We start from the raw sequence: 24205 nt of genomic DNA, 5'->3' as shown, positions 1-24205 counted from the left end.
TGGGAGCGACGCCAGTCGCGATTCGGCGAACCCGATGTGCGGCGCGCAAACGAGCGCCGCGGGGGCTCGCATGCATGGATCGCGACTCGCGTCGCTCCTACGAAAACCACCGCCCACCCCGCCGCCGTGACCGATGCGCGCCATGGTGCTCGACTTGCCCGTGGGAGCGACGCCAGTCGCGATTCAGCCGACCCGACTCGCCGTGCAGTCCGGAGACTGCACCGAGCATGCAGGAAGCCCCCGTCTCAATAAATCTCCCCCACCGCGAACAGGCGCCGGTGCTCCTTCATCGCGTAGCGGTCGGTCATGCCGGCGATGTAGTCGGCAATGGCGCGCGGCTTGTCCTCGCGCGCCATTGCCTGATACTGCGGCGGCAGGATGTGGGGATCGTCCATGAACGCCGCGAACAGGTCACCGACGATGCGGCGCGCCTTGTTGGTCATGCGCAGCACCTGGTAGTGGCGGTAGAGCTTGTCGCGCAGAAAGACCTTGAGCTCGCGCAGACGCGGCAGCAGCGCGTCGGAATACGCCACCAGGCGCGGTGCGGCATGGACGTCGGCGAGCGTCGCCACCCCCTCGGCGGCGATGTTGGCGCGAGTCTGTTCGATGAGGTCGATCACCATCAGGTGGATCATGCGCCGCACCGTCTCGTTGATCAGCTTGCGCCCCGAAAGACCCGACCAGCGCGCCTCGGCCTCGCGCCGCTGCACCGCGAAGATCGGCACCTCGTCGAGCTGCTCGAGCGTGATCAGCCCCGAGCGCAGGCCGTCATCCACGTCGTGATTGTTGTAGGCGATCTCGTCGGCGAGGTTGGCGAGCTGGGCCTCGAGCGAGGGCTGGGTGCCGTCGAGGAAGCGCTGGCCGAGCTCGCCGAGGCGCTCGGCGTTGGCACGCGAGCAGTGCTTGAGGATGCCCTCGCGCGTCTCGAACATCAGGTTCAGCCCGTCGAAGCCTGCATAGCGGTCTTCCAGCAGGTCCACCGTTCGAAGCGACTGCAGGTTGTGCTCGAAGCCGCCGTAGTCCTTCATGCAGGCGTTGAGCGCGTCCTGCCCGGCGTGGCCGAAGGGGGTATGGCCGAGGTCGTGCGCGAGCGCGATGGCCTCGGCGAGATCCTCGTTGAGGCCGAGCTCGCGCGCGATGCCGCGGGTGAGCTGGGCCACCTCGATGCTGTGCGTGAGTCGGGTGCGGAACAGATCGCCCTCGTGGTTCACGAACACCTGGGTCTTGTATTCCAGGCGGCGGAAGGCGGTGGAATGCACGATGCGGTCGCGGTCGCGCTGGAACTGGCCGCGCGCGACCGGGGCAGGCTCGTCATGAACACGGCCGCGCGACGCGGTCTCGGTGACGGCATAGGGGGCGAGTTGCAGCATGCAGGCTCCTGAATTGGCGCAGCAAGACGACAGCGGGCGGACGTTCCTCGCCGCCCCATTCGCGGGCATGCCCGCGCCCACGACGGCGGAGCACGCAGCGGGAGCGCCCTCGACCGCGCTCGCCGCGAACTCAGCGGCAGCGCGCCTCGATCGCCGCGAACTCAGCGGCAGCGCGCCTCGATCGCCGCGGCGATCTCGCCGGCCGGGGCCTCGCCGTGCATCACCGCGCACCCGAGCGCGCGCAGCAGCACCAGGCGCAGCTTGCCAGCCTCGACCTTCTTGTCGTGCGACATCAGCTCGACATAGCGCTCGACGCCGAGCCGCGGGCCCCACACCGGCAGGCGGGCGCGCTCGAGCAGCGCCTCGATGCGCGCCACCGCGGCGGCGTCGATCCAGCCCAGGCGGCGCGACAGCTCGGCGGCCATCATCGTGCCGGCCGCGACCGCCTCGCCGTGCAGCCATTCGCCGTAGCCGAGGCCTGTTTCGATGGCGTGACCGAAGGTGTGACCGAGATTGAGCAGCGCGCGCTCGCCCTGCTCGGTCTCGTCGGCTGCCACCACCTCGGCCTTGTTGCGGCAGGAGCGCTCGATCGCCCACGCGAGCGCATCGGTGTCGCGCGCCATCAGGCGGTCCAGATTGAGCTCCAGCGAGGCGAGGAAGCCGGGGTCGCGGATCAGGCCGTACTTGATCACCTCGGCCAGGCCGGCGGAGAGCTCGCGATCGGGCAGGGTGTCGAGGGTGTCGATGTCGGCGAGCACCAGCCTGGGCTGGTAGAAGGCGCCGATCATGTTCTTGCCGAGCGGGTGGTTGATCGCGGTCTTGCCGCCCACCGAGGAGTCGACCTGCGACAGCAGCGTGGTCGGCACCTGGATGAAGGGCATGCCGCGCTGGTAGCAGGCCGCGGCGAAGCCGCCCATGTCGCCCACCACCCCGCCGCCGAGCGCGACCAGGGTGGTGGAGCGCTCGCAGCGCTCGGCGAGCAGCATGTCGAAGATGCGGGCGAGCGTCTCCCAGTCCTTGTGCGCCTCGCCATCGGGCAGCACCACCGCGGCGGTGCGCACGCCCGCGTCCTCGAGGCCGGCGCGCAGGCGTTCGAGGTAGAGCGGGCCCACCACCTCGTTGGTGACGATGGCGACGCGCTGCGTCTTCAGGTGAGGCAGGATCAGGTCGGCGCGCCCGAGCAGGCCGCGGCCGATGTGGATGGGATAGGCGCGCTCGCCGAGCGCCACGTTCAGGGTCTGCATGTGTCGGCCTTGTAGCGGGCGAGCGCCTCCTCGATCTGGCGCACCATGTTGCAGGGGTTGCCGCGGCCGCCTGCGAGGATGATGTGGGCGGTCTCGCGATAGAGGGGGTCGCGCGCGCGGTGGAGTTCCTCGATGCGCTGGCGCGGATTTTCGACCTGCAGCAGCGGGCGGTTGCGGTCGTGACGGGTGCGCTCGAACAGCACCTGCGTCGGCACGTCGAGGTAGATCACGATGCCGCGCTCGCGCATCAGCTCGCGGTTGAGCGGCGTGACGACCACCCCCCCGCCGGTGGCGAGCACGAGGTCGGGCTCGCGGGTGAGCTCGTCGATCATCTGCGTCTCGCGACGGCGGAATCCCGCCTCGCCCTCGAGCTCGAAGATGGTCGGAATGCTGACGCCGGTGCGCGCCACGATCGCCTGGTCGCAATCGGCGAAGCGCATCCGGCGCCTGCGTGCCAGTTCCTTGCCGACCGTGGTCTTGCCGGCGCCCATCATGCCGATCAGTATCAGACAGCTCACGCGTGACTCGCCGGAAATCCTGATGAAAAAGGGCGGGCATCCATGCCGGATGCCCGCCCTCGGGATTGTATCAGCAGAAGCGCCGGACTCAGCGCAGCGTGAGCGCGTCGGAGACGATGCGCGGGGTGATGAAGACGAGGAGCTCCTTGCGGTTCGACACCTTGCTCTGCGACTTGAACAGATGGCCGAGCACCGGCACGTCGCCGAGCACCGGCACCTTGTCCTCGCCGGTCGACTCCTCTTCCTCGTAGATGCCACCGATCACGACGGTCCCGCCGTTCTCGATCAGCACCTCGCTCTTGACGTTCTTGGTCTCGATCGGCGGCACGCCGAGCAGGGTCTGCTCGTAGAGCGGGCGGTCCTTGTTGACCTCGATCGACAGCTGCAGGCGGCCGTCGGGGGTGATCTGCGGCTTGACCTTGAGCGACAGCACCGCCTTCTTGAAGGACACGCTGGTCGCGCCGGAGCTCGACGCCTCCTGGTAAGGAATCTCGGTGCCCTGCTCGATCGAAGCCTCGACCTGGTTGGCGGTGAGAACGCGCGGGCTGGAAACCACCCGCCCACGGCCATCGGTCTCGAGAGCCTGCAGCTCGAGGTTGAGGAAACGGGTGGCTCGGCTGTTGAACAGGCTGAGCCCGAGTGAGCCGTAGCCGACCGGCATGAACCCCGTCCCCGACTGCGCGACGGTCGGCGTGAAGGTGTTGGGATTGTTGCTCCCCCCCCCTGTCAGCGACGACGAACCAAAGCCGAGGCGTGCACCATCCAGCGAGGCGACGCCCTTGCTGCCGAAACCGAGCCGGACCCCCAGATCGCGCGCGAAGGTCTTGTTGGCCTCGACGATGCGCGCCTCGATCAGCACCTGGCGCGGCGCCACGTCGATCTCCTGCACCAGCCGGCGCAAGGCCTGCAAGCGGGTGGCGACGTCGGTCACGAAGACCTTGTTGCTGCGCTCGTCCACCACCACGCTGCCACGCTTCGAGAGCATGGTCTGGTCCTTGCTCTTGAGGAAATCGAAGATCTCCTTGGCCTTGTGGTAGTTGATCTGGAAGCTCTCGGTCTGCAGCGGCTCGAGGTCGACGATCTGCGCCTTGGCCTCGAGCTGCAGCTTCTCGCGCGCGGCGAGTTCGTCACCCGGGGCGATCCAGATGACGTTGCCGTTCTTGCGCATGTCCAGGCCCTTGGCCTGCAGGATGATGTCGAGCGCCTGGTCCCAGGGCACGTCCTTCAGGCGCAGGGTCAGGTTGCCCTGCACCGAGTCGGACGTGATGATATTGAAGTCGGTGAAGTCGGCGATGACCTGCAGCACCGAGCGCACATCCACATTCTGGAAGTTCAGCGAGAGCTTGTCGCCCTTGTAGTCGCTGCGCCCGCCGCCGAGCTTGGTCGGGTCCTCGGCGACGCGCCGCACCTCGAGCACGAAGCGGTTGTCGCTCTGGTAGGCGTTGTGCTCCCACAGCCCGTTCGGGGTCACGGTCAGGCGTACGCGGTCGCCCACCTGCTGGGCCGTCATCGAGGTGACCGGGGTGGCGAAGTCGGTGACGTCGGAGCGGCGGCGCAGGTGGTCGGGCAACGCGGCCTGCAGGAAGTCGACGACCAGGTTGCCGCCTTGCTGGCGGATGTCGATGCCGGCCTCCGGATTCGACAGGTCGACCACCACGCGCCCCTCGCCGCCGGCGCCGCGGCGGAAGTTGATGTCGCGCACCGCGAGGCCGCCCGCGGCCGCCGCATTCGAACGCGGCGCGGCGAAGTTGGCCGCAGCTTCGCTCACCGCCGTGCCCTGCACCGCGCGCGCAGCGGCCGGCGAGAGCGCGATGATGAGGTCGCGACCCTGCACGCGCGCCTCGTAGGGGCTCATGCGGGTGAGGTTGAGCACGAGCCGGGTGCGGTCGCCGGCCTGGACGATGTTGGCGCTGCGCAGGTCGCCCTGGTCGATGGTCTGCACGTTGCGCCCGAGGGCGTTCGCGGTACCCGGAAAATCGAAGGCGATGCGCGCCGGGTTGGCCACGCTGAAGCTCGGCGGCGGGCTGGCGAGCGGCTCGCGCAGGGTCAGGCGCACGTAGATCGCGCCGCCCTGTTCGGCGACCTCCAGCGCCTCGATCCGGTTGTCGAAGCTCTGCGTCTGCGACGCGTCCTGGGCCAGCACGGCAGGCGCGGGCGCCAGGCCTGCGAAAGCGGCTGCGGTCAGCAGCACTCCGATGCGGTGTCTCATTTTCCTGCCTCCTGGCGCTCCTGCAATGTCAGCGTGCTGGTCCGTTCAACCCAGTCGCCATAGACATCCTCGACCAGTTCGCGCAGCTTGATCTCGTTCTCGGTGACCAGAGTGATCACGCCGAAATTCTGTCCCATGTAGTTCCCGGCCTTCACCTGATGGAGCACGGTCCCCGCCTTGACCAGCGCATGGGTGTTGTTTCCCTGCATCAGCACGCCCACCATCTGCAGCGATTCGAGCGGGAAGGCCTCGAGCGGCTCGCGGCGGCGATCGAGGTCGGGGCGCAGCGCGCTCGCCGAGGCCCGCCGCTCGGGCTCCATGCGCGCACTGCGGAAGGGATCGTCTCCCTGCGTTCCCGCATAGGCGACGACCGCGACCTGGCGCAATTCGGGCAGGGGCCGCACCGCGCCGCGCATGGTCTTGGCCTGCTCGCCCATCCAGGCCTCGAGGTCGTCCTGGCCACCCCCGGCACAGCCGGCGAGCAGTACACAGGCGCCGATCAACACGGCCCTGTTCATCATTTGTTCCCCTGCTTCGCGGCCTGCGCCGCCTTGCGTTGCTGCGCGAGCTCTTCCTCGTCGAGGTAGCGGTAGGTGACCGCCTTGGCCTGCAGCTTGAGGCGTCCATCCTTGTCGGCCTCGATGCCGACGTCGCCCAGGGTCACCACTCGCGGCATGCTGGCGAGGTCGGCGACGAACTCCCCGAGATCGTGATAGACGCCGGTCACGCGCACGTCGATCGGCATCTCGGCGTAGAACTCCTTGATCACGTCCGCGCCCGGCTTGAAGAGCTCGAACTGCAGGCCACGCCCGAGGCCGGCCTGGTTGATGTCCGAAAGCAGCGAGTCCATCTCGGCGCGGTTGGGCAACTGCTTGAGCAGGGCGCCGAACTGGCGATCGATCTCGGCGAGCTGGCGGCGGTGCTCCTCGAGATTGACTGCCTGGCGCTTCTTCGTCACCCAGCTCTCGCGCAGCTGCACCTCCTCGGTCTGGCGCGCCTCCAGGGTCTCGACCTGGCCCTGCCAGTCGAACCACCAGAACCCGGCGACCGTAAGCAACAGCAGACAGACCGCGACCACCACGCGCGGCGCGGCGGGCCACATGCCGGGATCCTGCGGATCAAGGCCGCGGAAATCCTCCGCCAGGCGGCGAAAGTCGATGCCGTCGCGCAGCGCGCCCAGATCGAAGCTCATTTTTGCGTCCCCTTCGCGGCCGCCTTCGCGGCGCCGGCGGCCCCCTCGGGCTCCGCCTGCACCGGCGGGCGGATGGCGATGTCGAGGGAAAACTCGCTCAAGCGGCGGTTATCCTGGGTGACGGCCTTGGCCTCGATCAACCGGGGCTGCTCCAGGAAGGCGGAAGCCTCGACGTTGCGCATGAAGTGCGACACCCGCGCGTTCGACTGCGCCAGCCCGACGACCCTCACCTGCCTGCCGGTCTGCTTGACCGATTTCAGATATACGCCGTCGGGCAGGCGCTGGGCGAGCTCGTTGAACAGATGCACGGTTTCGGCCCGGGTCCCCTGCAGCGACTCGATCACCTGCTTGCGCGCCAGCATCGCATCGATCTGTTCGCGCAGGCGGCGGATCTCCGCGATTTCGCGGTCGAGCCGGACGATCTCCTCCTTGAGGAAGGCGTTGCGCGCCTCCTGGTCCTCGATGTGTGCGGTGTAAACCATGTGCACGCCGAAGCCGATCAGCGCCCCCAGCAGCACCATGCTGCCGGCGAGCGCGTAGAACTGCCGCCTGCGCTGCCTGCGCTTGGCAATCCGGTGCGGCAGCAGATTGATGCGGATCATGCGTCGAACCTCCGCAGCGCCAGCCCGCACGCGACCATCAGCGCCGGCGCGTCGGCGAGCAGCGCCTTAGGGCGGACCTTGCCGCTCAAGGTCATGCTCGCGAAGGGATTGGCGATGAGCGTATCGACCTGCGTACGCGCCGCGACGACGTCGCCGAGTCCCGGCAGCACCGCGCAGCCGCCCGCAAGCACGACGTGGTCGACCTGGTTGAACGGCGTGGAGGTGAAGAAGAACTGCAAGGCGCGCGAGACCTCGAGCGCGAGGCTGTCCATGAAAGGACGCATCAGGTCGCGCGGGTAGCTGTCGGGCAGCGAGCCGGCGCGCTTGGCGGATTCCGCTTCCTCGAAGCTCATGCCGTACTGGCGTGCGATGTCCTGGGTCAACTGGCTGCCGCCGAAGGCCTGCTCGCGCGAATAGATGGAGTGGCCGTTGCGGAACATCGTCACGTTCATGACCGAGGCGCCGATGTCGACCAGCGCGATCACCTGGTCGGCTCCGCCGCGCGGCAACTGCCGGCACACCAACTCCAGGGCGGACTCGGTGGCCAGCGACTCCACATCGACGATCACCGCCTTGAGCCCGGCCGCCTGCGCCACCGCGACGCGATCCTCCACCTTGTCCTTGCGCGAGGCGGCGATCAGGACCTCGACATCCCCGGGGCTGCCGGGTGCGGGGCCGATCCTCTGGAAGTCGAGATTGACCTCCTCGAGCGCGAAAGGGATGTACTGATTGGCCTCGGCCTCGACCGCGAACTCCATCTCGGTCTCGCGCAGGCCTTCGGGGAGAATGATCTTCTTGGTGATGACCGAGGACGACGGCAACGCGAGCGCCACGTTGCGCACGCCGGAGCCGAAGCGGCGCAGCGCGCGCCGCACGGATTCGCTCACCGCGTCGAGGTTGGCGATGTTGCCATCGACCACCGCATCGCGCGGCAGGGTCTCGACCGCATAGCGCTCCACTTTGTAAGCGTCCTTTTCCCCGGCCGATAGCTCGACGAGCTTCACGGATGAAGACGAGATGTCGAGCCCGACGAGCTGGCGCGCCGAAGGGCTGAAAAAGGGGAGGTCGATCACAAAGAAAACCCTTGAATTTCTTTATGTTACGCGCTATTGCTCAGCAACGCTCTAGCATGCTAGCAACAAGCCATTGGGGTGTAAAGCGAACCCCGTCACGGTCGAGACCGGCTCATCCACGGACACACGAGCCACGCGGGCGCATCCCGTATAATGCCGCTCCGCTCGAAACCATCCTGGATTGCCCATGCGCTGGGTCCTGTATCCGATCGCAGCGCTGCTCGCGCTGGCCATTCTCGGCATCGCCACGCTCGCGGCGATGGCGTTCTTCGCCTGGCCCAACCTGCCCGCGCTCGACACGCTCACCGACTACCGGCCGCGTGTTCCGCTCCGAGTATATACGGCCGATGGCCACCTCATCGGCGAGTTCGGCGAGGAGCGCCGTGACGTAGTTCGCATCGCAGAGGTTCCCTCCCACCTCAAGCACGCCATCCTCGCCGCCGAGGACGAGCGCTTCTACGAACACCGCGGCATCGACCCGCTCGGCCTCGCCCGCGCCGCACTCGCCAACCTGTCGTCCGGGGGCCGCGGCCAGGGGGCCTCGACGATCACCATGCAGGTCGCGCGCAATTTCTTCCTCTCCCGGGAGAAGACCTACAACCGCAAGCTCTACGAGATCCTGCTCTCGCTCAAGATCGAGCAGAACCTCGGCAAGGACCAGATCCTCGAGCTCTACATCAACCAGATCTTCCTCGGCCAGCGCGCCTACGGCTTCGCCGCCGCTGCACGCGCCTACTACGGGAAGACACTCGAACAGCTCACCCTGCCCGAAGCGGCGATGCTCGCCGGCCTTCCCAAGGCCCCCTCGGCCTTCAACCCGATCGTAAACCCCGCGCGCGCCGCAGTGCGGCAGCAATACGTCCTGCGCCGCATGCTCGAAGCCGGCTTCATCGACGACGCCCAGTATCAGCATGCGCTCGCCTTCGCCACTCCGAAGCAAAGCCAGCGCGACATCGCCGCGGCCCGCCGCGTCCAGGACATCGTCGTCCCCGGAGACTACGTCGCCGAGATGGCGCGCCAGATCGCGGTGGAACAGTTCGGCGAGCAGGCCTACGAGCTCGGCATCCGCATCATCACCACGGTCACCCGCAAGGACCAGGAAGCGGCCTACGCCGCGCTGCGCCGCGGCGTGCTCGACTACGACCGCCGCCACGGCTATCGCGGCCCCGAGGCCTTCGTCGAGCTGCCCTCCGGGCAGGTGCCCGACGAGCAACTCGACGAGGCACTCGGCGAGACCAACGACCACGACGACCTGCTTGCCGCACTGGTGCTCAGGGCCAGCCCGAAGGAGGTGCTCGCCTACCGCCGTGGCCAGGAGATCCGCATCACCGGCAAGGGCCTGTCCTTCGTCGCGCCGATGCTCTCGGACAAGGCCCCGCAAGCCCGACGCGTGCGCCGCGGGGCGATCGTGCGCGTGCGCAATACCGGCAAGGATGGTTGGGAGCTCGCACAGCTGCCGGAAGTGCAGGCCGCGCTGGTGGCGATCGACTCGCACAGCGGCGCGGTGCGCGCGCTGATCGGCGGCTTCGACTTCCACCGCAACAAGTTCAACCATGTGACCCAGGCGGTGCGCCAACCCGGATCGAGCTTCAAGCCCTTCATCTTCTCGGCCGCGCTCGACCGCCAGTTCGGTCCGGGAAGCGTGCTCGAGGACAACCCGCTCTACTACCCGGCGGGGGTCACGGGCAGCAAGGCCTGGGAGCCGAAGAACTACGACGGGCGCTATGCGGGACCGATGACCCTGCGCGACGGCCTGGCGCGCTCGAAAAACATGATCTCGATCCGGCTGCTGGAGAAGATCACCCCCGACTACGCACGCGACTACCTCGCCCGCTTCGGCTTCGACCCCGCGCAGAATCCCCCCTACCTGACCATGGCGCTCGGCGCCGGCGCCGCCACCCCCTGGCAGATGGCGGCGGGCTACGCGGTGTTCGCGAACGGCGGCTACCGGGTCGATCCCTTCGTGGTCAAGGAAATGTACGACGGCAGCGGCCGCCTGATCGCGCGTACCGACCCGCCGGTGGCGGGCCAGAGCGCGCCGCGCGTGATCGATGCGCGCAACGCCTGGCTGATGGACTCGATGATGCGCGACGTGGTCCAGCGCGGCACCGCGACACGCGCGCGCAGCCTCAAGCGCGAGGACATCGCCGGGAAGACCGGAACCACCAACGACTACGTCGACGCCTGGTTCTGCGGCTACAACCCGGACCTCGTCGCGGTGAGCTGGGTCGGCCACAGCCAGCCGCGCAACCTCGGCAAGGGCGAGACCGGCGGCGCGGCCGCGCTGCCGATCTGGATCAACTACATGGCCTCCGCGCTCGAAGGCGCGCCGCAGGTCGAACTGCCGCGCCCCGAGGGCCTGATGCAGGTGCAGAACGGTCTGGGCACCAGCCAGGACTGGCAGTATGCCGAATACGCTCCGCCCGCGCCGCCGCCGGTTCCGGACTGGCTGCGCGACATGTTCGCCAACGACAGTGCACCGGCGATGGAGGCCGAAAGCGAGGCGATCCCGCCCGGCCCGGCACCGCTGATCCTGCCGCCGCCCAGCCCGGCGCGCGCACAGGCGCCCGCCCCGGTCGAGGAACGCCGGCCGATGCCGATCCGGCCTTGAGCAGGCGGGCGCTCGCGGGATGGCGACTCGCGTCGATCCTGCAAGGGGCGGAACCCGCGATGACGACTCCGCGGCCGCCGTGCAGGAACGACGCAAGTCGCCATCGGACGCCCCGGAAGGAGCACCCCTTCCGCTCAGCTCGGCCGCAGCAGCCTCACCGCTTCGCCGGACTGCTCGCCCACCAGCGCGGCGAGCATCGCCCACAGCTCGCGACCATCGCGGGTGTTGACCCAGCCCCCGTCCAGCGGACGGAAGTGGAAGCCGCCCGACTTCGCCGCCACCCAGATCTCGCGCGCCGCGGTGTGGCGGTTGATGATCATCTTGCTGCCGTTGTCGAACTCGATCTCGAGGATCCCACCCGGCTTGGGCTCGACGTCGAGCTCGGCCCCGCAATCCTCCAGGGCCGTCTCGATGCGCGCCAGCTCGGCCTCGGCGAGCGCATTGAACACAGACTCTTCCATGCTGATTCCTTCTGTTAGCATTCCGGTTTTTTGCGAAGAACGGCGATGCGAGTCCCACAGCGAGTCCCGTTGCGAGTCCCCCTACGCGTGCAATTCCCCGCGATCGCGCTCGCCTGCGCGCTGCTGACGGCCTGCGGCATCAAGGGCCCGCTCTATCTGCCGGCGCCCGGCACCGCCTCGGCGCCCCCGGCGGGCGCCGATCATAGCAAACCCGTCGTGCCGAAGGATCTGATCAAGGAATCGCCGCTCGAATGAACGCCCCCGCCTCCCGCTGGCCCGCCCCCACCCTGTCCGCGCGCGACGGCGCGCTCTGGCTGGAGGAGCTGCCGCTCGCCGAGATCGCCGCGCGCTTCGGCACCCCTACCTATGTGTACTCGCGCACCGCGCTCGAGGCCGCCTTCGCGGCCTGGAAGGACGCGCTCGCCGGGCGCCGGGCGCTGGTGTGCTACGCGGTCAAGGCCAACTCCAACCTCGGCATCCTGTCGGTGTTCGCGCGCCTGGGCGCAGGCTTCGACATCGTCTCGGGCGGCGAGCTCGCGCGCGTGCTGGCCGCCGGCGGGCGTGCCGACAAGGTGGTGTTCTCGGGCGTCGGCAAGACCCGCGCCGAGATGCGCCAGGCGCTGCAGGCGGGCATCCGCTGCTTCAACGTCGAGTCGGCCGCGGAACTCGAGCACCTCGACGCGGTGGCGGGCGAGCTCGGCGTGCGCGCGCCGGTGTCGCTGCGCGTGAATCCGGACGTCGACCCCAAGACCCACCCCTACATCTCCACCGGCCTCAAGGGCAACAAGTTCGGCGTCGCCTTCGCGGACGCCCCGGCGCTCTACCGCCGCGCCGCGGCGCTGCCCAACCTGCGCATCACCGGCGTCGCCTGCCACATCGGCTCGCAGCTGCTCGACCGCGCGCCCATCGCCGAGGCCGCACAGAAGCTGCGCGGCCTGGTCGAAGGCCTCGCCGCCGACGGCATCGTGCTGGAACACATCGACCTCGGCGGCGGCCTGGGCATCCGCTATCGCGACGAGACCCCACCACCGGTCGCGGAATACCTCGCCCCGCTGCTGGAGGTCTTTGCGGATCGCGAGGAAGAGCTCTGCTTCGAGCCCGGCCGCTCCCTGGTCGGCAACGCCGGTCTGCTGCTGACCCGCATCGAATACCTCAAGCCGGGCGAAACGAAGAACTTCGCGATCGTCGATGCGGCCATGAACGACCTCGCCCGCCCCGCGCTCTACGACGCCTGGCACGAGGTGGTCGAGGTCACGCCGCGCGCCCTCGCCCCCACCACCTACGACGTGGTCGGGCCGATCTGCGAGAGCGGCGATTTCCTCGCCCGTGCGCGCAGCCTCGCGGTGGCCGAGGGCGACCTGCTCGCGATCCTGTCGGCAGGCGCCTACGGCATGACCATGGCTTCAAACTACAACACCCGCCCACGCGCTGCCGAGATCCTGGTCGACGGCGCCAGCGCGCACGTGGTGCGCGAGCGTGAGACGGTGGAAGAGCTGTTCGCGCGCGAGCGCACGCCGGGGTAAGACGGCGGGAGCCCGGTGGCGAGGGCAACGGCCGCAGATCCCGCGATCGGCCCGCGATCGGACCGACGCACCTGCTCGGCGTATGGGGCCCGCCTCAGGCGCTCGCCACCGGCGGGCGCGCCCCGGCGTCGTATTCCTCGTTGAGCGCGCGCCCGAAGGCCTTCCAGGCCGGTCCGCCGTGCGTTTCGAAGCCGATCTCGGCGCTCTGGCGCATGTTCTGCAGCATCAGCTCGGAGAGCGCGAAGAGCTCGCCGGTGAGCTTGTCCTGGCGCACCGGGCTGCGCAGCAGCTTCATCATGCAGGCGGGCGTGCAAGTCAGCGCACGGTGTGCCAGCTCGCGCATCCTCGACGCGTCGTCCCAGTCGATGCCGATCGCGATGCCGCGCTTGACGATTTCACGCTCCAGTTCATCCGCGGTGCGCGTGTAGTGTCCGAATCCGCTCATCTTTCCCGTGTATGCCTGCCGCGTGACTGCAGATGCGCGGCGGGTGTGCCGCTCCGAATGGAAACCGCCGCGCAGCTGCGCCGGCGAAGGGCGCATTCTAGCGCCTCGCCCGCCTGCACTCGATCAGGATCCCTGTGCTGCCCATGAAGAATCCTTCCCTTTGCGCGCTATTCATCGCCGGCCTGCTGCTGGCCCCGATCACCCACGCCGGCGTCGCCGGCCTGCCGCCCGGGGTGCGCCTTGCACTCGACAGCGCGCGTATCCCGGCAGAGGCGGTGAGCCTCTGGACCCGCCCTGTGGACCACGCCACGCCCGCGCTCGCAATCAACGCCACCGCACCGATGAATCCGGCATCGGTGATGAAGCTCGTCACCGCCTTCAGCGCGCTCGAACGCCTCGGCCCCGCCCACACCTGGACGACCCGCATCGCCCGCGACGGCCCGATCCATGCCGGGGTGCTGGAAGGCAACCTCTACCTCGTCGGCGGCGCCGATCCGGTACTGGGCTACGACCGCCTGTGGAAGGTGCTGCGCCGCTTGCGCGCGCTCGGCATCGAGCGCGTGGCGGGCGACATCGTGCTCGACGCCTCGGTGCTGCGCCTGCCGCCGCACGACCCCGACGCCTTCGATGGCCGCGGCGTGCGCCCCTACAACAGCGGTCCGTACGGCCTGTTGCTGCAATACAACACCCTGCTGCTCGGCCTGACCCCGGGCAAGGCGGCCAACGCGCCGGTCGCCCTGGCCGCCGAGCCGCCGCTCGCCGGCCTCGTCATCGACAACCGCGTCCTCACCTCGGACGCCCCTTGCGGCAGCTGGTACCAGGACCTGCAGGCCGTGGTCGAACCCGGTCGCCGCCTGGTACTGAGCGGCAGCCTGCCCGCCGCCTGCGGCCCGCGCACCTGGAGCGCCGCGCCGCTGCCGCCAGCCGAATTCGGCAGCGCACTGGTCGCCGCGTTGTGGAGCGAGGTCGGCGGACACCTGGGCGGGACGGTGCGCGAAGGCCGCCTGCCGACCGGGGCGGAAGAACTGTTCTCCGATGACTCGGATCCACTCGCGGACGTGGTGCGCGACATGAACAAGTGGTCGAGCAATGTGATCGCGCGCCAGCTGCTTGCCACGCTGGGCCGGGTGAGCCTGCGCGAGGACGCGACCGAGGACATGGTGACCGCGGGCGCACGCGCGGCCGCCGCGACGCTGGCCGCCGCCGGCATCGACACCGACGGGCTGGTGATCGAGAACGGCTCGGGGCTGTCGCGGATCGAGCGCATCCGCGCCGACAGCCTGGGAATGCTGCTGCTGGCCGCCTGGCAGCGGCCGTGGATGCCGGAGTTCATCGCCGCCCTGCCGGTGGCGGGCGTCGACGGCACCGCCCGCCGCCGCCTCGGCGACAGCCCCGCACGCGGCCAGGCCCACATCAAGACCGGCACGCTCAATGGCGTGCGCGCGATGGCCGGCTACCTGCTCGACCGCAATGGCCAACGCCACGCGGTGGTGATGATGGTCAACCACCCCGAGGCCGCTGCCAGCGCCGCGGCGCAGGACGCCCTGCTGGAGTGGCTATGGAGCGGCGGGGAATGAGGCCCACGCGCAACGGCGGCGCCGCATTCGCGCCTTCCGGCGCTCCTGCGGGTCAGGAAGCACCGCGGCTCCTGTAGGAGCGGCGCAAGCCGCGAATGCGGCGCTCCGGCAAGCGCTGCGGCAAGCACAGGCGCCCGCTGGCTCGCGCCAGCCACGACTCCTCCATCGCGACGTCACGCCATCGGCATCGTCTGCCGCTGCATCAGGTTCCACCACCCGCGCACCACGCGGTAGAGGATCCACAGCCCGGCGATCAACAGCAGCGCGAGCGCGAAGGGCACGCCGATGATGGTCACCACCATCAGCACCGACACCGCGATCCACAGCACCGCGAACCAGAAGGTGCGGATCTGCCAGCGGAAGTGGCTCTCCAGCCAGGTACCCCGCACCGCATTCTGATTCCAGTAGTTCAGGATCACCGCAGCGATCGAGGGCAGGCTGGCCACGAAGCTGAAGATGATGGTGGCCGAGCCCACCACCGCCGAGAACACCGCGAAGGCATGCAGCGCATACACCAGGTGGGTGACGGTGACCATGTTCTCGGACGGCTGGCCGGCCTCGAGCGGGGCGGGGTAGGGACTGTTCATCGACTTTCCTCGAACGGAAGCCCGCGCCGGGGACATCCGCAGCGCATGACGAGGGCTTCGACCGCGGACCATGCCGGGTGTTCGGCTGCAGTGCAACAACAAAACGTAAGCCTACAGCCCCAGCTCGCCCCACATCGCATCCACCTTCGCCTTCACGGCCGCATCCATCACGATCGGCGTCCCCCACTCGCGGCTGGTCTCGCCCGGCCACTTGTTGGTCGCGTCCAGCCCCATCTTGCTGCCCAGCCCCGCCACCGGACTGGCGAAGTCGAGATAGTCGATCGGCGTGTTGTCGACCAGCGTGGTGTCGCGCGTGGCGTCCATGCGCGTCGTGAGCGCCCAGATCACCTCCTTCCAGTCGCGGATGTTCACATCCTCGTCCACCACGATGATGAACTTGGTGTACATGAACTGGCGCAGGAAGCTCCAGATGCCGAACATCACCCGCTTGGCGTGGCCCGGGTACTGCTTGCGGATGCTGACCACCGCCAGGCGATACGAGCAGCCCTCCGGGGGCAGGTAGAAGTCGACGATCTCGGTGAACTGCTTCTGCAGCAGCGGCACGAAGACCTCGTTCAGGGCGACGCCGAGCATCGCCGGTTCGTCGGGCGGCTTGCCGGTGTAGGTGCTGTGATAGATCGGATCGCGCCGCATGGTGATGCGCTCGATCGTGAACACCGGGAAATCGGAGACCTCGTTGTAGTAGCCGGTGTGGTCGCCATAGGGGCCTTCGGGCGCCATGTCGCCCGGGTGAATCGCGCCCTCGAGCACGATCTCGGCCGACGCCGGCACCTGCAGGTCGCTGCCGAGACATTTCACCAGCTCGGTCTTGGCACCGCGCAGGAGGCCGGCGAACTGGTACTCCGAGAGCGAATCGGGCACCGGCGTCACCGCGCCGAGGATGGTCGCCGGATCGCAGCCCAGCACCACCGCGACCGGGAAAGGCTCGCCCGGATGCGCGCGCTGGTGCTCGAGGAAGTCGATCGCCCCGCCCCGGTGCGCCAGCCAGCGCATGATCACCCGGTTGCGGCCGATCACCTGCTGGCGGTAGATGCCCAGGTTCTGGCGCTTCTTGTGCGGCCCGCGCGTCACCACCAGGCCCCAGGTGATCAGCGGCGCGGCGTCGCCCGGCCAGCAGTGCTGGATCGGCAGCTTCGCCAGGTCGACCTCGTCGCCCGACCACACCACCTGCTGGCAGGGCGCGGAGCGCACCTCCTTGGGCGCCATGTTGAGCACCTGCTTCAGCACCGGCAGCTTGTCCCAGGCGTCCTTCAGCCCCTTGGGCGGCTCGGGCTCCTTGAGATAGGCGAGCAGCTTGCCGACCTCGCGCAGGGGCGTGCTCCAGTCGCCGTCGGCGACCTCCTCCCCCATGCCCATCGCCACCCGCTGCGGCGTGCCGAAGAGGTTGGCGAGCACGGGGATCGCCTGCGCCACGCCCCTGGTCACCGGCCTCTCGAACAGCAGCGCCGGCCCGCCGGCGCGCAGCACGCGGTCGGCGATCTCGGTCATCTCGAGGTGGGTGTCGACGGGGGTCTTGATGCGCCGGAGCTCGCCACGGGCTTCGAGCTGGGCGAGGAAGTCGCGGAGGTCGTCGTATTTCATTCGTGCGTCTCGTGATGGGTGCGAAGCAGCGGCCGGCGTTGACGCACCCGCCGCCGGTAAGTTGCCGCCGCGAGCGATCGGACTCGATCAGCGGTACGCATTGATCGCGTCCCGCGTCTCCTCCGCCACCCTCCGCGCCGCTTCCGCGAAGTCTTCCCCCTTCCCCGCATACAGCACCGCGCGCGAGGAATTGATCATCAGCCCGGTGCCGTTCTCCGTGCGCCCCGCCGCCAGGGTCGCGGCGATGTCGCCGCCCTGGGCGCCGATGCCCGGCACCAGCAGCGGCAGCTCGCCGACGAGCGCACGCACGCGTGCGATCTCGGCCGGGAAGGTGGCGCCGACGACGAGCGCGCAGTTGCCGCTGGCGTTCCAGTCCTCGGCGACGGTGCGCGCGACGTGTTCATACAGCTTCATGCGGCCCTTCGACGTATCGACCTCCAGAAACTGCAGGTCCGAACCGCCCGGGTTGGAGGTGCGGCAGAGCAGGATCACGCCCTTGTCGGGGTAGGCCAGGTAGGGATCGACCGAGTCGCGGCCCATGTAGGGATTGACCGTGATGGCGTCGGCCTTGAAGCGCTCGAAGGCCTCGATGGCGTACTGCTCGGCGGTGCTGCCGATGTCGCCGCGCTTGGCGTCGAGGACGACCGGGGTGCCGGGATGGCGGGCGTGGATGTGCTCGACCAGCGCCTCGAGCTGATCCTCGGCGCGGTGCGCGGCGAAGTAGGCGATCTGCGGCTTGAAGCAGCACACCAGGTCGGCGGTGGCGTCGACGATCTGCGTGCAGAACCGGAGGATGGCGTCGGAGCGCCCCTGCAGGTGGGCGGGGAACCTAGCGGGGTCGGGGTCGAGGCCGACACAGAGCAGGCTGTCGCGCTGCTGCCAGGCGGCGCGGAGGGCGGTCATGAAGTGCATGGGGATCGGTCCGGTGTGAGGCAGAGCGCGCCGCGCGCCGACAGGGCTCAAGCGCGCAGCAGGAGGTCGATGAAGAGGCCGGCGAAGATCGCGCCGCCGACCCAGTTGTTGTGGCGGAAGGCCTTGAAGCAGTCGGCGCGGTCGCGCGCGCGGATCAGGGTGTAGTGGTAGCCCGCGATGGCGCAGGCGACGACCAGGCCTGCGTACCAGGCGAAGCCCAGCCCGGCGAGCGCGCCGACGACGGTGAGCAGCACGAAAGTGGCGGCGTAGCACAGCATGACCGCCAGCACGTCGTGGCGGCCGAAGGTGATCGCCGAAGTCTTGATGCCGATCTTGAGGTCGTCCGGGCGATCGACCATCGCGTATTCGGTGTCGTAGGCGACAGCCCAGAAGATGTTGGCCAGCAGCATCAGCCAGCCGGTCGCCGGCACCGTGCCGGTGACGGCGGCGAAGGCCATCGGGATGCCGAAGCCGAAGGCGATGCCGAGGTAGGCCTGCGGGATCGCGAAGAAGCGCTTGGTGAAGGGATAGCTGCCGGCGAGCAGCAGCGCGGGCACCGAGAGCAGGATGGTGAGGGTGTTGAGCGGCAGCACGAGGACGAAGGCGGCCGCCGACAGCGCGGCGGCGAGCGCGAGCGCCTCGCCGGGGCTGACCACGCCGGTGGCGAGCGGGCGAGTGCGGGTGCGCTCGACGTGGCCGTCGAAGTCGCGGTCGGCGTAGTCGTTGATGACGCAGCCGGCGGAGCGCATCAGGAAGGTGCCGACGATGAAGATCACCAGGATGTGCAGCGGCGGCCAGCCTGCCGCGGCAATCCACAGCGCCCACAGCGTGGGCCACAGCAGCAGCAGGGTGCCGATCGGCTTGTCGATCCGCATCAGGCGGGCATAGTGGGGAAGCTTGTCGCTCAGGCTCATGGCGGGGGTCATTTGCGCAGTTCCAGGATTGCGGGGAGGAAGGCCTCGCTCACCATCAGCGCGCGGCCCCGCAGCAGGAAGACCGAGCGCCGCGCCCACAGCGCGCGCGGCAGTGCCGGCGCGCGGGACTGGCGGGCGAGCGCCGCGGCCGCGCGATGATACCGCGCATCGCGCCCGTCCAGACGCCTGCAGGCGAGCGGCAGGCGCGCGATCGCCGGGTCGGAGAACAGCGCCGCGCCGAGCGGGCGGGCGCCGATGCCGTGGAAGAGGTTCCACGCCCCGCGCAGGTTGCGGCGGGGCAGCAGCGAGCGCGCGAACACCACCGGACGGCCGTCTGCCACCAGCAGCACCTCGCGCAGCCAGGCCAGCTCGCCGACGCGCAGGCCGAGCAGCCACGCCTCGTCGCGCCGCACGTGGGCGAGGCGCTGGCACAGCACGCGCACCTCGAAGCGGGTGCAGCGCGCGCGGATGCGCGCGGTGAGCGAGCCGGCATCCTTCAGCCAGGGCAGCAGCGCGGACGGGAGCAAGACGCGCGGCGGATGGGCGAGCCAGGTCTCGTGGCGCGGGCCGGTGTGCAGGGGGAAGGCGGTCAGGGGGCGCATCGGGTCAGGAGCGGGTTTCGGTTTCTTCGTGCAGGAGCAGGCCGCTTGCAACGCAAGGGCACGCGAGGGGCGTCCGGACGGCAGCAATCGCGACTTGCGTCGCTCCCACGGGAGATGCGGTGCGTCCGGGCGGCAGCAATCGCGACTTGCGGTGCTCCTGCGTCCCACACCGGGCGCTCCGGGTTTTCCGTGGGAGCGACGCAAGTCGCGATCTGCCGTTCTCCACCCGATGCGCGGCGAAAAGTGCCACAGGGCACCGACAGCACTCGCCAGCCCATCATGCGCGCAGCAAGGCTTCGCGCCCGCCCAGCCAGCGCCGCATCAGCGCGTTGGCGGCGGCGGGGTCGTGGGCGAGCAGGTGCTCGGCGAGCTCGCGCGCGGGCTCGGCCAGCCCGGCGTCGAGTTCGAGATCGGCGTAGCGCAGCAGGGGCACGCCGCTCTGGCGCGCGCCGACGAATTCGCCCGGACCGCGGATGCGCAGGTCCTCGCGCGCGATCGCGAAGCCGTCGGTGTTCTCGTAGATCACCTTGAGGCGCTCGCGGCCGGTCTGCGACAACGGCTGGGCGTAGATCAGGATGCATACCGACTCCGCCGTGCCGCGCCCCACCCGGCCGCGCAGCTGGTGCAGCTGGGCGAGCCCGAAGCGCTCGGCGTGCTCGATCACCATCAGGCTGGCGTTGGGCACATCCACCCCGACCTCGATCACCGTGGTGGCCACCAGCAGATCGAGCGCGCCGGCGGAGAAGGCGGCCATGGTGGCGGATTTCTCCTCGTTCCTGAGGCGGCCGTGCACCAGGCCCACGCGCAGCTCGGGGAGCGCCTCGACCAGCGTCGCGAAGGTGTCCTGCGCGGTCTGCAGTTGCAGCGCCTCGGACTCCTCGATCAGCGGGCACACCCAGTAGGCCTGGCGGCCCTCCAGACAGGCCGCGCGCACGCGCGCGACGACCTCGTCACGACGCACGTCGGAGACCAGGCGGGTGCGGATCGGCGTGCGCCCGGGCGGCAGCTCGTCGAGCACCGACACGTCGAGATCGGCGTAGTGGGTCATCGCCAGCGTGCGCGGGATCGGCGTCGCCGACATCATCAGCATGTGCGGCCGCCGCCCGCCCTCGCCCTTCTCGCGCAGCGCCAGGCGCTGGCGCACGCCGAAGCGGTGCTGCTCGTCGACCACCACGAGCGCCAGCCGCGGCAGCGTCACCGGGTCCTCGATGAGCGCATGGGTGCCGACCGCGAGCAGCACCTCGCCGCTCGCCAGGCGGGCGAGCTCGGCCTCGCGCGCGCGCTTCCTGCGGCTGCCCGACAGCCAGGCGACGCCGATGCCCAGGGGCTCCAGCCAGGCCGAGAGCTTCTTCCAGTGCTGCTCTGCGAGGATCTCGGTGGGCGCCATCATCGCCGCCTGCCACCCGTTCTCGGCCGCCTGCAGCATCGCCAGCGCGGCGACCAGGGTCTTGCCCGAGCCGACATCGCCCTGCAGCAGGCGCTGCATCGGATGCGGCGCCGCGAGGTCGGCGGCGATCTCCGCGCCCACCCGCGCCTGCGCCCCCGTGGGACGGAAAGGCAGCGATTCGAGCAAAGCCGCGGTCAGCAGGGCGCGCGCCGGCAGCGCCACCGCCGCCTGGGCACGGCGCGCGAGCCAGGCGCGGCGCAGCGAGAGCTGCTGCACCAGCAGCTCCTCGAACTTCATGCGCTGCCAGGCGGGATGCTCGCGCTGCTCGAGCGCGAAGGGGTCGGCGTCGGGCGCGGGATGGTGCAGCGCATGCAAGGCCTCGGCGAAGCCGGGCAGCCCCAGGCGGTGCAGCCAGGCGGCCGGCAGCAGTTCGTCGAGCGGCTCGCTCTGCAGCGCCTGTGCGACCAGCTTGCGCAGGGTGATCTGGCCGACGCCGGCGGTGGTGGGATAGACCGGGGTGAGCGCATCGGGCAGCGCCTCGCCGGGCGCCACGGCGCGCAGGCGCGGATGCACCATCTCGAGCCCGAAGAAGCCGCCGCGCGCCTCGCCGAACAGGCGCACGCGCCCGCCCGGCGCGAGCGGTTTCTGCTGCGAGGGGTAGAAGTTGAGCCAGCGCGCCACCAGGGTGCCGCTGTCGTCGGCGATCCGCGCCACCAGCTGGCGGCGCGGACGCAGCACCACCTCGCTACCGAGCACCTCGCCCTCGACCTGGGCGGGAAAGCCGGGGCGCAACCGGGCAATCGGGGTCAGCCGGGTCTCGTCCTCGTAGCGCAGCGGCAGGTGGAGCAGGACATCGCGTGGCCCGCGCAGGTCGAGCCTGGCCAGCCGCCCCGCCAGCTGCGCCCCGACCCCCGGCCAGCCGCGCGGCGGCTGCGTCGCGTTCAATCGTCGATCCTTCTCGGAAGGAGGAAAGGGGCAACAGGTCTCGCGCGCCCGCCGTTCATCGGCCGGCACGCGACCGGGACACCGAAGCGGTAGGCCAAGGAGGCAGCGCTCCGAGCGCCCCGCCCCTTACGTTTCACACCTCGTGCCTTGCCCCTTGCAGGCCTCAGCCGAGCACGAGCACCAGATCCGCCTCGACCAGCGCGCCGCGCGGCAGCTCGCGCACGCCGACGGTGGCACGTGCCGGATAGGGCTCGGCGAAGCAGGACTTCATGATCTCGTTGACCACGCCGAAGTTGGCCAGGTCGGTGAGATAGATGGTGATCTTGACCACGTCGGCGAAGGAGCCGCCGGCCGCCTCGGCCACCGCGGCGAGGTTGTCGAACACGCGACGCGCCTGCGCCTCGACGCCCTCGACCATTTCCATGGTGACGGGGTCGAGACCGATCTGGCCGGAGAGGAAGACCTGGTTGCCGACCTTTACCGCCTGCGAATAGGGGCCGATGGCGGCGGGTGCCTTGGGGGTGGAGATGATCTGACGGGCCATGGTTTTGCCTCTGCTTGGGGAAAGCCGGCATTGTACCCGCGGGCGCGGGCGGACATGCCGCCCGCAGGGCACCCGGGCGGCTCAGCCGCCGGCGCGCAGGGTGATCTCGCAGCCGAGGCGATCGATCAGTTTCTGCAAGCCGACACGCTCGCCGGTGTTGATGACCAGCGGCGCCATGAAATTGGCGCGCAGGCCGGTGCCAGCCGGGCTTTCGCCTTCGTCCTTGCGCACGATCACCGCGACCGCGGCATCCTCGGGCGTGCGCAGGCGCAGCATCGCGACTTCCTCGTCGCTCAGCGGGAATTCCAGGTGAACGCCGAGGCGCTCGGGCGCGGTCACCGAGAAGGCGACATCGGGCTCGTCCACGCTCTGCAGCAGGAACACATGCGCCTCGCGTCCTTCCTCGTGCAGCAGGGTGAAGCGGCGGCACTCCTCGAAGCCGGGCAGGCCCTTGGGAAACTCGATGATCTTGTCTTCGGCAATCTCGGCGCTGCCGAACAGCGGACTCTTGATCTGCATGACTGGAACCTCGCTTCAAAAAAACATCATCATCCGAGGCACGGCGGACCCGCCGTGACACGCTTCACGTCCGCTCAACGCGGGCGTTCTGGGGGGATCAACACGCCAGGCCCGGCGCCCGCCGCCTGCAGCCGCTTGCGCGCACGCTCGGCGGCCTCGCGGTCGACGAAAGGACCGAGCACCACCCGGCTCTGGATGTGCGCCGGCTGCCCCGCGGCTGCGGCCTGCTGGTAGATGCGCAGCGCGTTGTCGGGGGCGGCGAAGACGCCGAGCTGGACAAGATAGCCGGAGCCGGCGGGCGCCACGGCGGCACGGGGAAGCAGGACACCATCGAGCTTTGCGGTGGGAACCGGAAGCGGAGTGCATGCCGGCGCAGGTGGCGGAGTCGGGCAGGAGGGTGGGGGCGCGGATGGGGGCGCGCATGCAGCCCCCTGCCCGGCCCCGGCCGTGAGCGGCACGGCGGCCTCGTACGCTGGCGCACCGGGGCCGGGCTTTCCGGCCGCCGGCAGCGGGTTCGCGGGCATGGCAGGAGGAGTCGAGGCCGCAGCGCCGGGCGCCGCCCCACCAACCGTCGCGCCAGCGCCCGCGCGCGACGGCACCGGACGGTCGCGGTCGAGCAGCCCGAGCACCAACAGCACGAGAGCGGCGGCCAGCGCCGCGGCTGCGCGGAGCAGCGCTGCGCGCCGCGGCGAGCCGCGCGGCAGCGCGGAGCGGGTGGCCGGAAAGCGCGGCAGCTTCATCCGTGCCCTTCCGCACCGCGCCCGAGTGCGAGGACCAGTTCGGCCTCGGCGAGGGTGATGCCGCAGCGCACGGCGATCATCTCGGCGTTAAGCCCCTGCCTGGCGAGCACCATGGCTTCGGAGTATTCGGGCGAGCTGGCGACGGACGACGCCTGGGCGTCCAGTTCGTCGCGCAACGCGGCGATGTCCTCCACCAGACGATCGATCTCGGTCTGCTGCAGCGCCACCAGGTCCCGCTGCGCCTGCAGTGCCTGGCGCAGCCGGGAGTTCTCGAGCTCGAGCTCGAAGCGCGCTGCGGCGGCCGCCTCGGCCTCGGCGGCGCCGGAAGAGGCGGCAGGAGCGGAGGTGGGGGCGGAAGGCGCAGCGCCTGCAGGCGCCGCGGAGGAAACGGAGGAAGGCAAGGGTGCGTAGGCGAGGAAGTCGTCGTCCTCGTCATCTCTCGCGTCGTGGGCTGCCGCGGCCGCCGCCGTCCGCGTCCCCGTGACGGGCTGCGGCCCGACGGCAAGCCCGGACGCCCCTTCGCGCGGCAGGCGCAGCGCGCGCAGGAACTCGAACGCGGCATAGGCCGCCAGCAACAGGGCCAGCGACCACAAGGCCTCACGCATGAGCGGCGATCCTCCACGAGGCA

General features: G+C 69.9%; 24 protein-coding genes. 4 read left to right on the top strand and 20 right to left on the bottom strand.

Features of this window, described 5'->3' with window-relative positions; translation table 11 throughout:
* Positions 1-245: 245 nt before the first annotated feature.
* From ACZ5PP_RS16470 to ACZ5PP_RS16435, 8 genes are all read right to left on the bottom strand, one after another.
* On the bottom strand, positions 246-1370 hold the full coding sequence (locus ACZ5PP_RS16470; protein WP_004299491.1) for a deoxyguanosinetriphosphate triphosphohydrolase: 1125 nt from the start codon (positions 1368-1370) through the stop codon (positions 246-248).
* 161 nt (positions 1371-1531) lie between these two features.
* Positions 1532-2614 (bottom strand): 3-dehydroquinate synthase, encoded by a 1083-nt coding sequence (gene aroB / locus ACZ5PP_RS16465; RefSeq protein WP_464826304.1) that lies wholly within the window; start codon positions 2612-2614, stop codon positions 1532-1534.
* Positions 2602-3132, bottom strand: a complete 531-nt coding sequence (locus ACZ5PP_RS16460) for a shikimate kinase (protein WP_004299493.1) — start codon at positions 3130-3132, stop codon at positions 2602-2604. The genes aroB and ACZ5PP_RS16460 overlap by 13 nt, the downstream gene beginning before the upstream one ends.
* An 88-nt stretch (positions 3133-3220) precedes the next feature.
* Positions 3221-5341: a type IV pilus secretin PilQ gene (gene pilQ / locus ACZ5PP_RS16455; RefSeq protein ID WP_004299494.1), complete on the bottom strand. Its 2121-nt coding sequence runs from the start codon at positions 5339-5341 to the stop codon at positions 3221-3223.
* Complete coding sequence (locus ACZ5PP_RS16450; protein ID WP_004299495.1) at positions 5338-5862, bottom strand: pilus assembly protein PilP; 525 nt, start codon at positions 5860-5862, stop codon at positions 5338-5340. The genes pilQ and ACZ5PP_RS16450 overlap by 4 nt, the downstream gene beginning before the upstream one ends.
* Positions 5859-6533 (bottom strand): type IV pilus inner membrane component PilO, encoded by a 675-nt coding sequence (locus ACZ5PP_RS16445; RefSeq protein ID WP_004299496.1) that lies wholly within the window; start codon positions 6531-6533, stop codon positions 5859-5861. The genes ACZ5PP_RS16450 and ACZ5PP_RS16445 overlap by 4 nt, the downstream gene beginning before the upstream one ends.
* The gene (locus ACZ5PP_RS16440) at positions 6530-7135 is read right to left on the bottom strand and encodes a PilN domain-containing protein (RefSeq protein WP_004299497.1); all 606 of its coding nucleotides are present in this window, start codon (positions 7133-7135) and stop codon (positions 6530-6532) included. The genes ACZ5PP_RS16445 and ACZ5PP_RS16440 overlap by 4 nt, the downstream gene beginning before the upstream one ends.
* Complete coding sequence (locus tag ACZ5PP_RS16435; protein WP_004299498.1) at positions 7132-8208, bottom strand: pilus assembly protein PilM; 1077 nt, start codon at positions 8206-8208, stop codon at positions 7132-7134. Before ACZ5PP_RS16435 ends, ACZ5PP_RS16440 begins: the two co-directional genes overlap by 4 nt.
* 187 nt (positions 8209-8395) lie before the next feature.
* Between ACZ5PP_RS16435 and ACZ5PP_RS16430 the strand changes: the two genes are divergently transcribed.
* On the top strand, positions 8396-10819 hold the full coding sequence (locus tag ACZ5PP_RS16430) for a penicillin-binding protein 1A (protein WP_004299499.1): 2424 nt from the start codon (positions 8396-8398) through the stop codon (positions 10817-10819).
* 134 nt (positions 10820-10953) lie between these two features.
* Here ACZ5PP_RS16430 and cyaY read toward each other — a convergent pair whose 3' ends face one another.
* Positions 10954-11280: an iron donor protein CyaY gene (gene cyaY / locus ACZ5PP_RS16425; RefSeq protein WP_273422249.1), complete on the bottom strand. Its 327-nt coding sequence runs from the start codon at positions 11278-11280 to the stop codon at positions 10954-10956.
* 87 nt (positions 11281-11367) lie between these two features.
* Here cyaY and lptM point away from each other — a divergent pair, with 87 nt between their 5' ends.
* Both lptM and lysA read left to right on the top strand, forming a co-directional pair.
* Positions 11368-11535 carry an LPS translocon maturation chaperone LptM gene (gene lptM, locus ACZ5PP_RS16420; RefSeq protein ID WP_004299501.1) on the top strand — a complete coding sequence of 56 codons (168 nt, stop codon included), beginning with the start codon at positions 11368-11370 and terminating at the stop codon, positions 11533-11535.
* Positions 11532-12803 carry a diaminopimelate decarboxylase gene (gene lysA, locus ACZ5PP_RS16415; RefSeq protein ID WP_273422245.1) on the top strand — a complete coding sequence of 424 codons (1272 nt, stop codon included), beginning with the start codon at positions 11532-11534 and terminating at the stop codon, positions 12801-12803. Before lptM ends, lysA begins: the two co-directional genes overlap by 4 nt.
* Positions 12804-12897: 94 nt before the next feature.
* Here lysA and ACZ5PP_RS16410 read toward each other — a convergent pair whose 3' ends face one another.
* Positions 12898-13248 (bottom strand): hypothetical protein, encoded by a 351-nt coding sequence (locus ACZ5PP_RS16410; RefSeq protein WP_004299503.1) that lies wholly within the window; start codon positions 13246-13248, stop codon positions 12898-12900.
* 143 nt (positions 13249-13391) lie between these two features.
* On the opposite strand from ACZ5PP_RS16410, the gene dacB reads away from it, so the two are divergent.
* Positions 13392-14825, top strand: coding sequence for a D-alanyl-D-alanine carboxypeptidase/D-alanyl-D-alanine endopeptidase (gene dacB / locus ACZ5PP_RS16405; RefSeq protein ID WP_004299504.1), 1434 nt, complete (start codon positions 13392-13394; stop codon positions 14823-14825).
* Positions 14826-14998: 173 nt separating this feature from the next.
* Here the strand turns inward: dacB and ACZ5PP_RS16400 are convergent, their stop codons facing one another.
* The 10 genes from ACZ5PP_RS16400 to ACZ5PP_RS16355 form a co-directional block, all read right to left on the bottom strand.
* On the bottom strand, positions 14999-15412 hold the full coding sequence (locus ACZ5PP_RS16400; RefSeq protein ID WP_004299505.1) for a DUF4870 family protein: 414 nt from the start codon (positions 15410-15412) through the stop codon (positions 14999-15001).
* A gap of 111 nt (positions 15413-15523) precedes the next feature.
* Positions 15524-17014, bottom strand: coding sequence for a 4-hydroxy-3-polyprenylbenzoate decarboxylase (gene ubiD / locus ACZ5PP_RS16395; RefSeq protein WP_004299506.1), 1491 nt, complete (start codon positions 17012-17014; stop codon positions 15524-15526).
* A gap of 87 nt (positions 17015-17101) precedes the next feature.
* A complete protein-coding gene (gene pyrF, locus ACZ5PP_RS16390) occupies positions 17102-17926 on the bottom strand; it encodes an orotidine-5'-phosphate decarboxylase (protein WP_004299508.1) in 825 nt (274 codons plus the stop codon).
* Positions 17927-17973: 47 nt separating this feature from the next.
* Complete coding sequence (gene ubiA / locus ACZ5PP_RS16385) at positions 17974-18852, bottom strand: 4-hydroxybenzoate octaprenyltransferase (RefSeq protein WP_012584657.1); 879 nt, start codon at positions 18850-18852, stop codon at positions 17974-17976.
* Positions 18849-19442, bottom strand: a complete 594-nt coding sequence (locus ACZ5PP_RS16380) for a chorismate--pyruvate lyase family protein (RefSeq protein ID WP_464826303.1) — start codon at positions 19440-19442, stop codon at positions 18849-18851. Before ACZ5PP_RS16380 ends, ubiA begins: the two co-directional genes overlap by 4 nt.
* Positions 19443-19719: 277 nt before the next feature.
* Positions 19720-21774 (bottom strand): ATP-dependent DNA helicase RecG, encoded by a 2055-nt coding sequence (gene recG, locus ACZ5PP_RS16375; protein ID WP_464826302.1) that lies wholly within the window; start codon positions 21772-21774, stop codon positions 19720-19722.
* Positions 21775-21937: 163 nt separating this feature from the next.
* Positions 21938-22318 carry a RidA family protein gene (locus ACZ5PP_RS16370; RefSeq protein WP_004326450.1) on the bottom strand — a complete coding sequence of 127 codons (381 nt, stop codon included), beginning with the start codon at positions 22316-22318 and terminating at the stop codon, positions 21938-21940.
* Positions 22319-22399: 81 nt separating this feature from the next.
* A complete protein-coding gene (gene fliW, locus ACZ5PP_RS16365) occupies positions 22400-22837 on the bottom strand; it encodes a flagellar assembly protein FliW (RefSeq protein ID WP_004326451.1) in 438 nt (145 codons plus the stop codon).
* Positions 22838-22911: 74 nt separating this feature from the next.
* On the bottom strand, positions 22912-23577 hold the full coding sequence (locus tag ACZ5PP_RS16360; RefSeq protein WP_464826301.1) for an SPOR domain-containing protein: 666 nt from the start codon (positions 23575-23577) through the stop codon (positions 22912-22914).
* Positions 23574-24182, bottom strand: coding sequence for a DUF2802 domain-containing protein (locus tag ACZ5PP_RS16355; protein ID WP_004300947.1), 609 nt, complete (start codon positions 24180-24182; stop codon positions 23574-23576). The genes ACZ5PP_RS16360 and ACZ5PP_RS16355 overlap by 4 nt, the downstream gene beginning before the upstream one ends.
* Between the last annotated feature and the right edge of the window lie 23 nt (positions 24183-24205).

The sequence above is a fragment of the Thauera sp. DNT-1 genome (assembly GCF_055393985.1).
The sequence above is the reverse complement of the archived record's forward strand: the minus strand, read 5'-3'. Positions and strand labels throughout refer to the sequence as shown.

Excerpts from the sequence above, each read along its gene's own strand:
- ubiA (WP_012584657.1), bottom strand. The coding sequence starts at position 18,852 with ATGACCCCCGCCATGAGCCTGAGCGACAAGCTTCCCCACTATGCCCGC.
- dacB (WP_004299504.1), top strand. The coding sequence starts at position 13,392 with ATGAAGAATCCTTCCCTTTGCGCGCTATTCATCGCCGGCCTGCTGCTG.
- cyaY (WP_273422249.1), bottom strand. The coding sequence starts at position 11,280 with ATGGAAGAGTCTGTGTTCAATGCGCTCGCCGAGGCCGAGCTGGCGCGC.
- pilQ (WP_004299494.1), bottom strand. The coding sequence starts at position 5,341 with ATGAGACACCGCATCGGAGTGCTGCTGACCGCAGCCGCTTTCGCAGGC.
- ACZ5PP_RS16380 (WP_464826303.1), bottom strand. The coding sequence starts at position 19,442 with ATGCGCCCCCTGACCGCCTTCCCCCTGCACACCGGCCCGCGCCACGAG.
- ACZ5PP_RS16360 (WP_464826301.1), bottom strand. The coding sequence starts at position 23,577 with ATGAAGCTGCCGCGCTTTCCGGCCACCCGCTCCGCGCTGCCGCGCGGC.
- lysA (WP_273422245.1), top strand. The coding sequence starts at position 11,532 with ATGAACGCCCCCGCCTCCCGCTGGCCCGCCCCCACCCTGTCCGCGCGC.
- pyrF (WP_004299508.1), bottom strand. The coding sequence starts at position 17,926 with ATGCACTTCATGACCGCCCTCCGCGCCGCCTGGCAGCAGCGCGACAGC.
- ACZ5PP_RS16470 (WP_004299491.1), bottom strand. The coding sequence starts at position 1,370 with ATGCTGCAACTCGCCCCCTATGCCGTCACCGAGACCGCGTCGCGCGGC.
- ACZ5PP_RS16450 (WP_004299495.1), bottom strand. The coding sequence starts at position 5,862 with ATGATGAACAGGGCCGTGTTGATCGGCGCCTGTGTACTGCTCGCCGGC.
- ACZ5PP_RS16410 (WP_004299503.1), bottom strand. The coding sequence starts at position 13,248 with ATGAGCGGATTCGGACACTACACGCGCACCGCGGATGAACTGGAGCGT.
- ACZ5PP_RS16440 (WP_004299497.1), bottom strand. The coding sequence starts at position 7,135 with ATGATCCGCATCAATCTGCTGCCGCACCGGATTGCCAAGCGCAGGCAG.
- ACZ5PP_RS16400 (WP_004299505.1), bottom strand. The coding sequence starts at position 15,412 with ATGAACAGTCCCTACCCCGCCCCGCTCGAGGCCGGCCAGCCGTCCGAG.
- ACZ5PP_RS16445 (WP_004299496.1), bottom strand. The coding sequence starts at position 6,533 with ATGAGCTTCGATCTGGGCGCGCTGCGCGACGGCATCGACTTTCGCCGC.
- ubiD (WP_004299506.1), bottom strand. The coding sequence starts at position 17,014 with ATGAAATACGACGACCTCCGCGACTTCCTCGCCCAGCTCGAAGCCCGT.
- ACZ5PP_RS16355 (WP_004300947.1), bottom strand. The coding sequence starts at position 24,182 with ATGCGTGAGGCCTTGTGGTCGCTGGCCCTGTTGCTGGCGGCCTATGCC.
- ACZ5PP_RS16430 (WP_004299499.1), top strand. The coding sequence starts at position 8,396 with ATGCGCTGGGTCCTGTATCCGATCGCAGCGCTGCTCGCGCTGGCCATT.
- fliW (WP_004326451.1), bottom strand. The coding sequence starts at position 22,837 with ATGCAGATCAAGAGTCCGCTGTTCGGCAGCGCCGAGATTGCCGAAGAC.
- aroB (WP_464826304.1), bottom strand. The coding sequence starts at position 2,614 with ATGCAGACCCTGAACGTGGCGCTCGGCGAGCGCGCCTATCCCATCCAC.
- ACZ5PP_RS16370 (WP_004326450.1), bottom strand. The coding sequence starts at position 22,318 with ATGGCCCGTCAGATCATCTCCACCCCCAAGGCACCCGCCGCCATCGGC.